15 protein-coding genes and 1 pseudogene are annotated in these 12537 nt (G+C 67.2%); 7 read left to right on the forward strand and 9 right to left on the reverse strand.

Features of this window, described 5'->3' with window-relative positions; translation table 11 throughout:
• Positions 1 to 10 precede the first annotated feature (10 nt).
• The 6 genes from CFR80_RS19860 to CFR80_RS19865 all read right to left on the reverse strand — a co-directional run bounded on the left by CFR80_RS19860 (position 11) and on the right by CFR80_RS19865 (position 2232).
• Positions 11 to 418, reverse strand: coding sequence for a hypothetical protein (locus tag CFR80_RS19860; protein ID WP_010514989.1), 408 nt, complete (start codon positions 416 to 418; stop codon positions 11 to 13).
• A 46-nt stretch (positions 419 to 464) separates the two neighbouring features.
• On the reverse strand, positions 465 to 737 hold the full coding sequence (locus CFR80_RS11200) for a hypothetical protein (protein ID WP_157132930.1): 273 nt from the start codon (positions 735 to 737) through the stop codon (positions 465 to 467).
• Positions 738 to 794: 57 nt separating this feature from the next.
• Positions 795 to 1076 carry a hypothetical protein gene (locus tag CFR80_RS19355; RefSeq protein ID WP_048855983.1) on the reverse strand — a complete coding sequence of 94 codons (282 nt, stop codon included), beginning with the start codon at positions 1074 to 1076 and terminating at the stop codon, positions 795 to 797.
• Between the two features lie 63 nt (positions 1077 to 1139).
• Entirely contained in the window at positions 1140 to 1358 is a 219-nt protein-coding gene (locus CFR80_RS11210) for a hypothetical protein (RefSeq protein WP_010514985.1), read from the reverse strand.
• 16 nt (positions 1359 to 1374) lie between these two features.
• Positions 1375 to 1653, reverse strand: a complete 279-nt coding sequence (locus tag CFR80_RS11215) for a putative hemolysin (protein WP_042658900.1) — start codon at positions 1651 to 1653, stop codon at positions 1375 to 1377.
• A gap of 90 nt (positions 1654 to 1743) precedes the next feature.
• A complete protein-coding gene (locus CFR80_RS19865; protein WP_232275751.1) occupies positions 1744 to 2232 on the reverse strand; it encodes a hypothetical protein in 489 nt (162 codons plus the stop codon).
• A gap of 86 nt (positions 2233 to 2318) precedes the next feature.
• Between CFR80_RS19865 and CFR80_RS11225 the strand changes: the two genes are divergently transcribed.
• The 3 genes and pseudogenes from CFR80_RS11225 to CFR80_RS11235 all read left to right on the forward strand — a co-directional run bounded on the left by CFR80_RS11225 (position 2319) and on the right by CFR80_RS11235 (position 4348).
• Entirely contained in the window at positions 2319 to 3059 is a 741-nt protein-coding gene (locus CFR80_RS11225; protein ID WP_010514982.1) for a glyoxalase superfamily protein, read from the forward strand.
• Between the two features lie 124 nt (positions 3060 to 3183).
• Positions 3184 to 3757: pseudogene (locus CFR80_RS11230) on the forward strand (GrpB family protein).
• A gap of 153 nt (positions 3758 to 3910) precedes the next feature.
• Entirely contained in the window at positions 3911 to 4348 is a 438-nt protein-coding gene (locus tag CFR80_RS11235) for a lysozyme inhibitor LprI family protein (RefSeq protein ID WP_181418206.1), read from the forward strand.
• A gap of 197 nt (positions 4349 to 4545) precedes the next feature.
• Here the strand turns inward: CFR80_RS11235 and CFR80_RS11240 are convergent, their stop codons facing one another.
• From CFR80_RS11240 to CFR80_RS11250, 3 genes are all read right to left on the reverse strand, one after another.
• Complete coding sequence (locus CFR80_RS11240; RefSeq protein ID WP_110507365.1) at positions 4546 to 5427, reverse strand: CPBP family intramembrane glutamic endopeptidase; 882 nt, start codon at positions 5425 to 5427, stop codon at positions 4546 to 4548.
• 417 nt (positions 5428 to 5844) lie between these two features.
• Positions 5845 to 6342, reverse strand: a complete 498-nt coding sequence (locus CFR80_RS11245; protein WP_010514976.1) for a DUF1543 domain-containing protein — start codon at positions 6340 to 6342, stop codon at positions 5845 to 5847.
• 8 nt (positions 6343 to 6350) lie between these two features.
• Positions 6351 to 7847, reverse strand: coding sequence for an FAD-dependent monooxygenase (locus tag CFR80_RS11250; RefSeq protein ID WP_042658897.1), 1497 nt, complete (start codon positions 7845 to 7847; stop codon positions 6351 to 6353).
• 350 nt (positions 7848 to 8197) lie between these two features.
• On the opposite strand from CFR80_RS11250, the gene CFR80_RS11255 reads away from it, so the two are divergent.
• The 4 genes from CFR80_RS11255 to CFR80_RS11270 all read left to right on the forward strand — a co-directional run bounded on the left by CFR80_RS11255 (position 8198) and on the right by CFR80_RS11270 (position 12418).
• Positions 8198 to 8797: an HD domain-containing protein gene (locus tag CFR80_RS11255; RefSeq protein WP_181418207.1), complete on the forward strand. Its 600-nt coding sequence runs from the start codon at positions 8198 to 8200 to the stop codon at positions 8795 to 8797.
• A 140-nt stretch (positions 8798 to 8937) separates the two neighbouring features.
• Entirely contained in the window at positions 8938 to 9177 is a 240-nt protein-coding gene (locus CFR80_RS11260) for a hypothetical protein (protein ID WP_010514971.1), read from the forward strand.
• On the forward strand, positions 9174 to 11330 hold the full coding sequence (locus CFR80_RS11265) for an esterase/lipase family protein (RefSeq protein ID WP_010514970.1): 2157 nt from the start codon (positions 9174 to 9176) through the stop codon (positions 11328 to 11330). Before CFR80_RS11260 ends, CFR80_RS11265 begins: the two co-directional genes overlap by 4 nt.
• Positions 11327 to 12418: an Lnb N-terminal periplasmic domain-containing protein gene (locus CFR80_RS11270; RefSeq protein ID WP_010514969.1), complete on the forward strand. Its 1092-nt coding sequence runs from the start codon at positions 11327 to 11329 to the stop codon at positions 12416 to 12418. Before CFR80_RS11265 ends, CFR80_RS11270 begins: the two co-directional genes overlap by 4 nt.
• The last annotated feature ends 119 nt before the right edge of the window (positions 12419 to 12537 follow it).

Genomic DNA, 12537 nt, shown 5'->3' on the forward strand with positions numbered 1-12537 from the left:
CGGGACGGCGTCATTTACCCTGCACGGTGTCCCGGCATGCAGGTGATAGATCGGCAACGCGGCGATGCATGCAGGCTTCAACCAGTCTTGTATCCGGTATGTCCAGCGGACACAGCCGCAGGGCATCGACCTTGCAGGCCGCGACCTGTTGCGGTGTTGCAGGCGTGGCGGAATATGCTTTCGCCGGCAGGCCTATTCCCAACCCCAATGTGATCGGGAGGGCGCAGAAAACGGATTGCCGCATCGTCTGTCCTCCTGTGTATTCATGCGGGTGGTATGGGGCAAACGTGGGCCGTGGGGACGGGTTTGCCGCGATCCGGGCCGACATGGACACATTGGCGTGACCGGGTGTCGGCGCGGGCGGATGGCATGATCCGGTAATGCGGCGCGGCGGTGTGGGGCTGGCCCCATGGTCCATGCCCCATATTCGCCGCCGCACGTCCCCCGGTGGCCCCGTTTCTCCCTTACAGGTGCCGCGTGCCCGACGGGGCCTGCGTGGATGTGACGGCACCCTGCGGGCGTTGCGCAGCACCGGTGGCGGGCGTGCCCGTGGCGGGGCCGGTGCCGGCTGCCGTTGTGGTGGCGGCCTGTTTTTCACTGGCGCAGGAAATGCAGAAATCTTCCCCGAATTTACCCTTGGCACAGGCGCCCAGTGGCAGCGCCAGCGCCACCATGACGGGCAGCAGGCGGCGGATGGCCCACGGGCGGGGCTGTCGGGTCATGGGCACGGCTGGCACTCTGTCCTCCCTGTTCTGTGTGGATGAAAAACGAAGCGGCCGCGCCAGGGTTGCATCCTACCACACGGGCGGCGGCGGCATCATGGGCGGTGGGGGCGGCGGTGGCGGCCCGTAGAACCGGCCCATGCGCATGGGCGGCGGCACATAATATGGTGGTGGCGGCGGCGGGCGACGCCACACACGGTGGCGCGGTGGGGGGCCCCATCTTGGCCCCCATGGCCGCGCCCAGGCCTGGGCCGCGGGCAGGGCGACGGTGGCCCCGATCGCGATAATCAGTGTCCCGTGCCGCAGCGCACCGCGCAGGATGGTCAGGACGGAAGAAAATCCATTGTATTTCATATGCCACTCATGTCCGGGCAGTGGGGCAGTAATAGGGAAGGAACGGGGCGCACGCATGACAGTTTAATGGCGGCGCGGCATAATCGTCCACCCCGCCACCCGTGCGCCGGGGGGCAGGGTGCAGTGGCCGGTATGCCCGGTATCGCTGGCCTGCCATGTCCCGCCCCGGCGCGCGCAGTCCGCAGGTGGCGGGGTGCGCCGTGCCATGAGCGCATCGTCGCACGCGCCAAGGCACACGACCATGGCCACGGCCCCGACGCGCAGGGCGGCAGGCCGCGTCATGCGCACCGCCCGCGCGTCATGGTGTGGTAGTGGCGTGATCGCGGCGGAACAGGGCCCATTCCTCCATCACCGTACCATCGGGCAGGTGGCACCAGCCACTTGTCCCCTGTGGCGAGGAACGCATTTCCAGTGTGCCGCCACGCTGCTGGCAGTAGACCGAGGCCGGATTGGCCATGCCGATGCGCGATGCATGGGCCGGGGCGTGGTGGCCCGACGCGCATGCGCCCAGCAGCGCAACCGCGCCAAGCGCCATGCCACGTGCCGCCTGCCGCGCGGTGGAAAGGAAATCTGTCATGGGCGCGATCCCCGTATCGTGTGTATCCGGATGTAACATGGTTCCATCAGCTACCAGCAAACGCCCGCCGGGGCCAGCGCCGTGCGGCGGTCAGGACGCAGGCGGCAGCGCGTGGCCGTATCCCAGCGCGCGCAGCATGATGCACAGGTTGGGGTGGTCCATGACCGCGCTGTAGGTCACGCACGGGCGGCCCGTGGCATCGTACCACATCAGCCAGTACAGCATGTCCTGTGCCCCCGCCACGTATTCCAGCCACAGCGTGTCCCCCGTATCCGCCCGCGTGACCAGTGGCGCGGGCAGCACGCTGCCCCGTGCCTGTCCCGCGCCATGGGGGTGGCCGTGGCGGGTATCGGTGCGGTAGCGGTCATTGGCGCAGGTGAAGGGTGTGTGCACGCCCCAGCTTATCATGCCCGCCACGGGTGGGACCAGCGCCGCGCGGCGGGGCGTGCATGAGGGGCGTGTTTTTCTTGCCAGACGCCGCGTTTTCGGACAGGCTGACAGCAGGCTCAGGACGCAGCCTGCCGCCTGCGCCGGGACATAGGGACCGGTTTGGTGAATGCGTCGGTCCGTATCGTGCACGCACCTGTCCGGATGTGGCGAATGGATGTCGGGAATGCAGGCCCTGACCATACCCCCGCTGTTCGCCGCGGACGGAGATGAGACGTATGCAGACCCCGAACCCGAAAATGATGGCCCGCATCCTGCGTGACGGACTTGCGCAGCGGCACCTGACCATAAGCCATGCCACCGCGCTGGAACTGGTGGCGCGGCAGCTGGGCTACAGCGACTGGAATGTTCTGGCCGCCCGGCATGAACAGGAGACCGCCCCATCCGGCCCCGCGCCCACGCCGCATGCAGGCACGACGGGCGACAGGCTGCCCGACGGGTGGTTCGCCTCCGGCCGGGCCGACCTGTTCCGTCATGACCTTCTGGCTGGCGCGGGGCCCGGTGGCGTGCCCGCCGTGCTGATTGAAAGCCGGGCGTCGCAGCCCATTGGAACCATAAAGCCCGGTGACTTCGTCACCATCATGCAGCGCATTTCCGCCGCGCGGTATCGCGGGAAGGCGGTCAGTTTCCGCGCGCGGATGTGCTGTAATGACGCAACCGGCAGCGGGCGGGTGTGGATCCATGCCCGTGGCCTTGGCGGTGAGCGTCTGGCCTTCGACAACCTCGGGCTGAAACGGGGGGCGGCCGGACCGATTACGGGCACGACCGGGTGGACCCGGCGCAGCGTTACGATCGCGGTGCCCGAGGCAGCGGTCTATATCGGCTTCGGGGTGCTGTTCGGGTCGGGCACGGGCAGTTTCCGCGCGGCGGAGCTGTCCTTTGGCCTGGCGGAAGGGGACGAACACCCGCAGGAACTGCCCGAAACGCCGCGCAATCTCGACCTGGGCCAGATGGCCTGACGGACTGGCGCCCGCCTGCTGATGCGCGGGCGGGCCATTGCGGGTGACTGTGCCCGGCGAAATGGATGGGGAGGAGGCGTGCATGCGCAACAGCGCGGAACAATGGCCAGCGCCATCGGCAATCATGACGTTCGATGAAGGCGACCCGGACGAAAACCCGTGGGTGGCCGGCCGTCCCGTGCCGGAGGTGATCAGGATCGAGCCCCATGCGCCGGAGTGGGCCGCACGTTTTGAAAACGCCAGGGCGGTCCTTGCCGCCGCCCTGCATGGGGGTGCGCGGGGGATCACGCATGTCGGATCGACCGCGGTGCCCGGCCTGCCATCGAAACCCGTGATCGATATCGACCTGACAGTCAGCGACCCGGAAGATGAAGATGCATATCTGCCGCACCTGACCGCGCTGGGCTACAGGCTGACGGTGCGGGAGCGCACTTGGTACCACCACCGGATGCTGCGCCATGATGCCCCCCCGGATCAACCTGCACGTCTTTGGCCCCGGCTGCCCCGAACACGCCCGGCATGTCCTGTTCCGCGACTGGCTGCGCACCCATCCGGATGACCGGGACCGTTACGCCACCGTAAAACGGGCGGCGGGAGCAGGGGCTGCGGATGTACAGGACTACAATAGGAAGAAGCAGGATGAGATATACAGGATATACCACAACATATTTGCCAGTCGTGGCTGGACTGCCGGTTAAGCGGGCAGGGCCGTGCCCGGTTGCCACCCGGATGCCCTGAACAGGGCGCACCCTGCCGGTCAGCCTACGCCCGCGGGCAGGCAGGGGACGAAAAAAAGCCACATGACCACGGCATGGATGGACCGGCATGACCGTCACGAAAGGTTTTGTTCGATGAAGGCGGTAACCGGGAGTGTTTTTCTGGCCGGGGTGATGACCCTGCCGTGCACGGCCCCGGCCGCTGCGGCACGCTGTCCGGGCATGACGACCCCGGAAATCCAAGCCTGCCAGCGCGCAGCGGGGCAGCGGACGGAGGCCATGCTTGATCGCTATGTCATGGCGGCGGAGCAGCGTCTGCGCCAGTCATCCGATCCCCGACATACCCTGGCGCAGTTCCGTCAGGCGCAGGACCGGTGGAAACAGTACCGCGCCATGGAATGCAGGGCCATGTTCGCGGCGTGGTCCGGCGGGACAATCCGGGGCAGCATGGAACTGCAATGCAGCCAGACGCTGACCGAAAGCCGGATACGGGACATCTGGCAGTTATGGCTGACATATCCCGACACCACCCCGCCCACATTGCCAAGGCCGATATTTCCGGCGCAGGAATGACGGTGTTGCGGAACCGGGGCGGGCGCGGCACGCAGGGGCGCCACGCCTGCCGGGCAGCACGCGGTCTGAAAACGCCCCGTTGCCTTGAAATAACGGATGGGTCCGGGTGCCGCCTTTTCTTCAGATAAGGTGACGGCCCGCCAGCAGGCGGCGATCGCCATGCAGGACACCACACGGCAGCATGGAAAGGGGGGGCGTTACGTGTCCATCTGGCCGTGGGACCTGCCTGCCGTTATCCCGCGGATCAGTCCGGTCAGGATCAGGCAGGCCGGTATGACCAGCACGCTGGCTTCGGGGCCGGTGCTTCCGCCCGTCAGCCACGGGGGGCCGGTCGGGATGACATGCAGCAGGCCCGTGCCTGTCGCGCTGCCGCTGTTTGCAAGACCGAATACGGATGTCTGGAAGAAATTCCACGATGCATGGAATGATACGGAAAACCACACGGACCCGGTCCTGTAGAGTGCATATGACAATACAGATCCCAGCAGTCCCGCATTGATCACGCCCATCAGGCTTTCCCCGGGGTTGGGCAGGTGTTCCGCTGCAAATACCGCGCTGCCCAGTAATGTGGCGGGCCAGAAGGACAGCGCGCGGGCCAGCTGCACGAAGGCATATCCCCGGTTCAGGCCTTCTTCCCCCAACGCCAGTATGCCCCACAGCAGCAGCGACAGGACAATATCCGGCCAGACAGTGGCGGGCTGGTGAACCATATGGCTGACCCGTGGCGGGCCAATGATGATCGCGATGCCCCCCATGAGCAGCGCACCGGACAGGAACCCGTGAACCGCATATATGGGCCACCCGTCAGTATTCCACCCGGAATATGTGTAAGGTTCCCTGTTCAGCTTCAGTAAAACGACCGTAGGCAGGGCGACAAACCCAAGAAGAAGCAGAAGCGCGCGCATGATCTGTCCGCTCAGCCCCCGGTGGGCAAGGGCCAGCAGCGAACCATGGAAAAGGAACCGGCTGATGGATGACACCATGATGCCACCCGCGAAGGCAATGAGCAGGTAAAGGACAAGGTTGCGCACTGCCACCCCCCTGCCGCCGGACCCGGATGCGGAAAAAATGGATCTCATCCCCAGTGCTCATCACGCTGCCATCAGCCCGATGGATGCATGGACGGGTGGAGGTGTCCAGAAAAAAGGGCACTATCGGCAGGAAACGGCCATCGGATGCACGCGCCCCGATGTCGGCGGCCCTGTGCGCGACTGTCCGGTGACCTGCGCCTGAACCGTCGCTGTTGTTTGGGAACAGACGGCACCCGGAAACTTTTATGACGTCTTTATGGGTGAATGACTGCAGGCCGCGTCGGTTTTCCCGACCTGCCTGCTGATGGCGTCCGCCGTATGAAGGCGTTGCCCGTGGCTTCTGATGCTGTCCGTCGGCAGCCGCGGTCTTTCAGCCACAGGGCGTGCAGGATACTTCCGTTGGGTCAAGGGGCGGATGCGCGCAGTCATGGTCCGGCGCGACGGCTGCCGCGCTGCCGCGCGCGGCTAGATCCGCTGGTATCCCTGCCACGCAGCCGTCACCGGGGTGCCATGGGGGCAGGGGGTCAGGTGGATGTGCAGGCCGTCGATCTGTTCCAGCGGCACGCAGTCATCAACTTCCATGAAATTGTCACGGTGGCGGTGGCCAAGGCCGGGCAGCAGCGTCTGCCGGGCTTTTGCCTTCGCTGCCTCGGCACTGTCGGCCACCAGGAAGGTGAATTCATGTTCCTCGCGTAACGCGCCGGGGGCGTAGCCGCCCATATTGACGAAATACAGCTTCTGCCCGCCTGCCGGTTTTTCCGCAGTCAGGCTGACGGCGAACCCGTCGGCCCAGTTTACGATGCCATAGGCGTCGATATGCAGTGACGCCCGCGTGCCGTACCATCGCCGCGCCAGGGCGGGCCATGCGTCCTCGGGTTTTTCCGCCACGGCGAACTGCACGTCATGCACCTCGATATTGGCACCGGGTGCTGCACCGCCAAGATAGAATACAAACAGCTTCATGCCGCACCCTATCCCGCCACGGGCCCGCTGTCACGGTGCGGTGGCGCACCGGCGCGGATGCGCTCCAGTGCGCGGTCAATGACCTGTGGCCGGTCGGCGCGCGCCGTGGCCGCGACATACCCGTCAGGCCGGAGCAGCCACATGCCGCGCGGGTCGGGCGGGGGGCGGATATGGGGCGACAGCAGCCCCGCATGCCGGGCGACCAGCGCGCGGGCGGCGTCATGGTCCGTTGCCGCCAGCGTCAGGCACGGGCCATGCGCCCCGGCATGGCCACGGGCGGGGGCGAAACGCTGCCCCGGGCGTGGACCACGCAGCCCCGCCGCATCCCCCATGTTCAGCGGGCTGCCGGGATACGCCACCATGATTTCCGACAGGTGCGCCGCCACCATGTGGCGTATGACAGGCAGGCCCGACACCCCCCGCACCACCAGCGCGCGCAGCAGGCGGGCCAGCGGGTTGCGCAGCAGGACGATGCGGGTCACCCGCCCGGAATCCGACAGCACCTGCCGCGCCACCGCGCCGCGTTCGATGCCATAGCTGTCCAGCAGCGCGGGCCCGGCCTGCCCCCGTTCCACCAGCGCCAGCTTCCACGCCAGGTTGAAGGCATCCTGCATGCCGGTATTCATGCCCTGTCCGCCTGCGGGGCTGTGCACATGTGCCGCATCGCCTGCCACGAACACCCGCCCCGCACGGTAGTTGCGTACCCGGCGTTCGTTCACGCCAAAGGCCGACAGCCATACCGGGTCGGACACCGTAACCCCGCCCGGCCCGCGCCGGTTGACGATCGTCTGCACCGCCCGCAGGTCGGGCGCATGCACCGACGCCGGCCCGACATCGGCAATGATGCGGTACCGCCCGCCCGGTACCGGAAAGAACATGGCCGCCCCGTCGGGGTGCCAGAACATGGCCAGCGCGTCGGGCGCCGTGGGCAGGCCCGTGACATGCGCATCGGCCAGGATGAAGCGCGTGGGCAGCGTGGCACCCGTGAATGCCAGCCCCAGCGTTCGGCGGACAAGGGAATGTGCGCCGTCGCAGCCGATCAGCCAGGCGGCGTCCATGGTCTCGACCTCACCGCTGTCGTGGCGCAGGGTGCAGGTGACGCCCGTGCCCGTATCCACAAAATCCGTCAGTTCCACACCACGTTCAATGTGCCCCCCCAGCGTGCGCAGGTGATCTTCCAGCAGGCGTTCGGTATCCGGCTGCGCCAGCATCAGCAGGCAGGCGAATGGCGAGGCAATGGCACCGAACGCAATGCGGGCAAGCACCGTGCGCCCCGCATGGATGTCCAGCGTCCGGGCACGCAGCCCGGCGGCCATGAAGGCGTCGGCGCAGCCCGCGATGTCCAGCAGTTCAAGCGTGCGCGCCCAGATGGCCAGCGCCCGCGACTGCCCATCGCGCGCAGGCAGCCTGTCCACCAGCCGCACCGGCACGCCATGGCGGGCAAGTTCCGCCGCCATGGTCAGGCCCACAGGCCCCGCGCCAACAACAAGGACAGGTTTCGGCATGATCTGCATCCGCAAGGCAATGGAAGGGCCGGCCTGATACCGCAGGTGCCTGGTGGCGTTGCCCCGCGCCGCCCGCCCGCATCAGGCCGGCCCTTAACGCCGTGCCCGCCCGATGCGTTGCAACCGATTGGGAAAGGGCCGGTTTCCGGCGGGGCGTCCGCCCCGTGCCCTGTGTGGATCGCCCGTCCATCACCCCGCCGGGGTGACGCGGGCCATGTGGACACATGAAGGCGATTTACGCACGGGCAGGCGGTGATAGGGTTGCAGGTGATGCGAAACCGTATTTTCCTTTCCCTGCGCGCCCCGGCATGCCCGGCGGTGGACGCGCCTGACACATGGGTCCGACCTGCATGAAAGACCACAACCACAACCTGACGGCGGCGCAGATCAGCGACCGCCTGACCTTCCTGAAGGACGCAGCCCGCCTGAAGGATGTCCTGCGATCATCCTTCACACGGGAGGGACGGCCCGAAAGCACGGCGGAACATTCATGGTCGCTATGCCTCATGGTCCTGTGCTTTGCGGACCGGATGGAGGGCATCGACCTGCTGAAACTGCTCAGGATATGCATCATCCATGATCTGGGCGAGGCCCTGAACGGTGACATCCCCGCCATTGCGCAGGACGCGGCAGGGGACAAGTCGGCCCACGAACGCGCGGACCTCGACACGATCATGCGCCCCCTGCCACCCGCCCTGCGGGCCGAATTCCTTGCGCTGTGGGATGAATACGAAAACGCTACAACCCCCGAAGCCCGGCTGGCGAAGGCGTTCGACAAGCTGGAAACCATCACGCAGCACAATGCGGGCCGCAACCCGCCCGGCTTCAATTATGATTTCAACCTGTCCTACGGGCGGACATACACCGAATGTTCCGACCTGACGAAAGCCATCCGCCGGATCGTGGATGACGCGACGCGGGGGAACATAAACCGCGATACCGGCTGCTGACTGTCCGGCGCGCGGGGGGAAGGGCGCATGCCCCGTGCCCTGCCGCATGGCGCGGCGCGGGCGTGGTTTCCCATGGTCACTGAAACCGACCCGGCGGACATCATGTACCGGCAGGCCGCACCGGGCCCACCGGGCGCAGGATGACCGATGTCGGCCCGACAGTCATGCCGACAGGGGGCATCCGGAAACCGGATGTACCGGGCCTGCGCGCGTTCGATGTCACGATGCCGCGTGGTCCCGAAGCCATTATCGGCCACGTCGGGTCCGGTCAGCCCGGCTGGCCCGGTGCCCGCTGCCCGGAACCGGCCTTCTGCCCGTGGCCACAGTTGGTGCCAGCGCATTGCGCGGGGGACGGACTGGTGCTTAACCTGCTGTCATGACACGAACCCATCCGGGCCGCCGCCATGCGCCCGCACGCCGTCCCGGCCCGTCCCGGCGCCATGCCACGCGGGGGGCCGGCGTGCTGGCGCTTGTCATGCTGGCGGGGTGCGCGGGGCCGGTTACGGTGCGGCATGTATCGCTGGTGCACAGCTACCGTGACACCACGCGCACCGCGCTGCAGGGCGGCAGGCCGGGCGATCCGACCATGGTGGTGCTGCGCCGCCACGGGCTGCTGCCCGCATGGCGCGACAACCCCGACCGCGCCATCGCCACCCTGCGCACGCAGGCAAAGGGGCGTGATGACGAGGCCGATGTGCTGTTCGCGCTGGCGGAACTCAGTTACCGGCAGGGCCTGCGCCACCACCATGCGCAGGATTTCCTTGCTGCCGCGGTCTATGCCTATGCCTTCCTTCAGCCCGGCCGGGCCGGTGGCCCCAGCCCGTATGATGAACGCTTCCGGCAGGCATGCGACCTGTATAACCTCGGGCTGAGTGCGGCCTTTCCCGCCCCCGTGTCCGTCACGGCGCAGACGCGCGCCCTGCCATGGGGCGATATCGTGCTGGATGCCGACCCCGCGCAGCTGCGCTGGCACGGGCGGCTGCTTGAACGCCTGCAGCCCACGGCCACGCTGGGGGTGGGCGGCATACCCAATATCTACCGCACCCCCGGTCTGGGCGAACCGCTGACCGCACTGGCCCGTCCCGACCCGGCAGCGGGCCATCCGGCCCCGGCCGCCCCCGATACCCCGCATGAAGCCAAGCACCTGACCCAGCCATCTGCCGTGGCCGACCTGACCGGCCCGGCGCATGATGACGCCCTGCGCGCCGTGCCCACGCCGCCCGCGCCACAGGGCAGCGGGGGACCGGCCAGCGGCGACCCCACCGGGACGGCTGATGGCGGCCCCGCAACCCCCGATGACGGCAGCTTCAGCGTGTCGGACAGGCTGCGCGTGCCCGCCAGCCTGCTGCTGGAAATCGACAGCCCGCGTGCGCAGGTGCTGGGTGACCACCTGACCGGACGGCTGGTCCTGCGCGTGATGGACGAAAGCCCGGACACCCCCATCGGCCATGCCCGCGTGCCCGCCGAATATGACCAGACCGCCGCGCGCGCGCTCAGCCTGGTGGACACCGCGCTGTGGACCAAGGAATATCGGGGTTTCTTTGACGGCACGACCTATGACGGCACCCGTCCGCGCCTGATCGCCATGACGCCGCACCACCATGGCAACATGCCGGTGGTGTTCATACACGGCACGGCGTCCAGCCCGTACCGCTGGGCCATCATGGTCAATGACCTGCTGGAAGACCGGCGCATCCGTGACCATTTCGATTTCTGGTTCTTTTCCTACGCCACATCCAACCCCATCCCGTATTCGGCATGGCAGCTGCGGCATGCGATCACGCAGGCGGTGGACAGTCTGGGCGGGGTGAAGGCGGACCCGGCGCTGGGGCATATCACGCTGGTGGGCCACAGCCAGGGCGGGCTGCTGGCGCGCATGCTGGTCATCAACCCCGGTGACCGGCTGTGGGACGGCACGGCGGGGCGGCCGCTGTCGTCCTTCCACCTGAACGACAGCACGCGCGAACTGGTGCGCGAGACGATGTTCCCCACCCCCATGCCCGAAATCCAGCGCGTGGTGTTCATTTCCACCCCGCAGCACGGCAGCTACCTTGCGGCCATGTCCATTGCGCGTTTCGTGGGCAGCATGGTCAGCCTGCCGGTGCGCGTGACCGAAACCGCGCGGGACATCGTGACCGGGGCGGGGGACAGCACGCACCTGAACAACCGCGTGCTGCGGCTGGGCAGTGTATATGCCATGTCGCCCCACAGCGCGTTCATGCGCACGCTGCCCACCATTCCCATCGACCCCGACGTGCAGACCCATTCCATCATTCCCGTCTGTGGCAACCCGCGCGACCTGAGCCATGCCGATGACGGGGTGGTGTCGTATGAAAGCGCGCACATACCCGGCGTGCAGTCCGAACTGGTGGTGCGCAATTCCGAACATTCCACCCAGTCCAATCCCGCCACCATTGCCGAGGTGCAGCGCATCCTGCTGCTGCAACTGGCCCAGAACCCGCCACGGGACATGCAGCCGGGCACGGCACGGGTGGCGTCGGGCCACGCGGCACGGCGGGCCGGGCGGTCATGACGGACCGGCGCGGGGTGGACCCGGCACCCGGCGGCACGGCGGGCCACCTGCCCCGCAGGCCGCGCACATGGCCGCGCCGGGTGGCGCGGTGGGGCCTGCGCGCGGTGCAGGGGCTGGGCCTGCTGCTGGGGGTGGGGGCGCTTTATTATTCCACCATCCTGCCCGATGCACTGCGGCTGGGGCTGTCGGCAGCCTTTCCCGCCATCATGGTCGGCGCGCGCTGGCTGCGGCCTGCGGCGCTGTCATGCCCGGTGCGGATCGTGGCGGTCACGGCGCTGGCGGTATGGTACGTGACCGACCCGCCGCGCAATGACCGGATCTGGGCGGGGGAATATGCCGTCCCGGCCGATGCATGGCGGGTGGGGGACGTGGTGCATGTCCATAACGTGCGCAATTTCCGCTATCACCGCACCGAAACCGATTATACCCCGGCATGGTACGACGCGACGTATGACCTGACGCGGCTGGACAGCGTGGACATGGTGACCTCCTACTGGGCGGGGGAGGCGATCGCGCATGTGTTCCTCAGCTTCGGGTTTTCCGACGGGCAGCACCTTGCGGTTTCCATCGAGACACGGCGCCAGGCCCGCTTTCCCTATTCCACCATAGCCGGGTTCTTTCACCATTACGAACTGTTCTATGTCACCGCCGATGAACGCGACCTGATTGGCGTGCGCACCGACATCCGGCGCGAACGGGTGTACCTGTACCGCCTGGACATTGCGCCCGAAGTCCGCGAACGTCTGTTCCTCAGCTACGTTGGGGCGATCCATGACATCATCTACCGCCCCGTGTGGTACAATACCCTGACCGATAACTGCACCACCGGCATCCTGGCCCGCGCGGGGGCGCGGCTGCGTTACCGGTTCGACTGGCGCGTGATCCTCAGCGGGCATACGGCGGCCATGGCGTATGACATGGACCTGCTTGGTCCGTATGACCGCAGCCGCTATCCCGGTTTTGCCGCCGTGCATGACGCAAGCCGCATCCACCGCGCGCGCGATGCGGTGATCGACCCCGGCTATTCCGCCGCCATCCGTGCGGACCTGCCCCCGCCGGAAGGGCCGGGTCGCGCTGACATGCATTGAAATATATCGCCCGTCCCGTAATACCAACGGTTATGGGCACTGACCTGTGTGAGCCCACTTTCTAAGACCGATGGATCGAATGGTGTCAGGCAAGGCGGCAAGATTATTCCAAGCGGAAC

The organism is Komagataeibacter oboediens, from assembly GCF_003207815.1.
Taxonomy (GTDB): domain Bacteria; phylum Pseudomonadota; class Alphaproteobacteria; order Acetobacterales; family Acetobacteraceae; genus Komagataeibacter; species Komagataeibacter oboediens.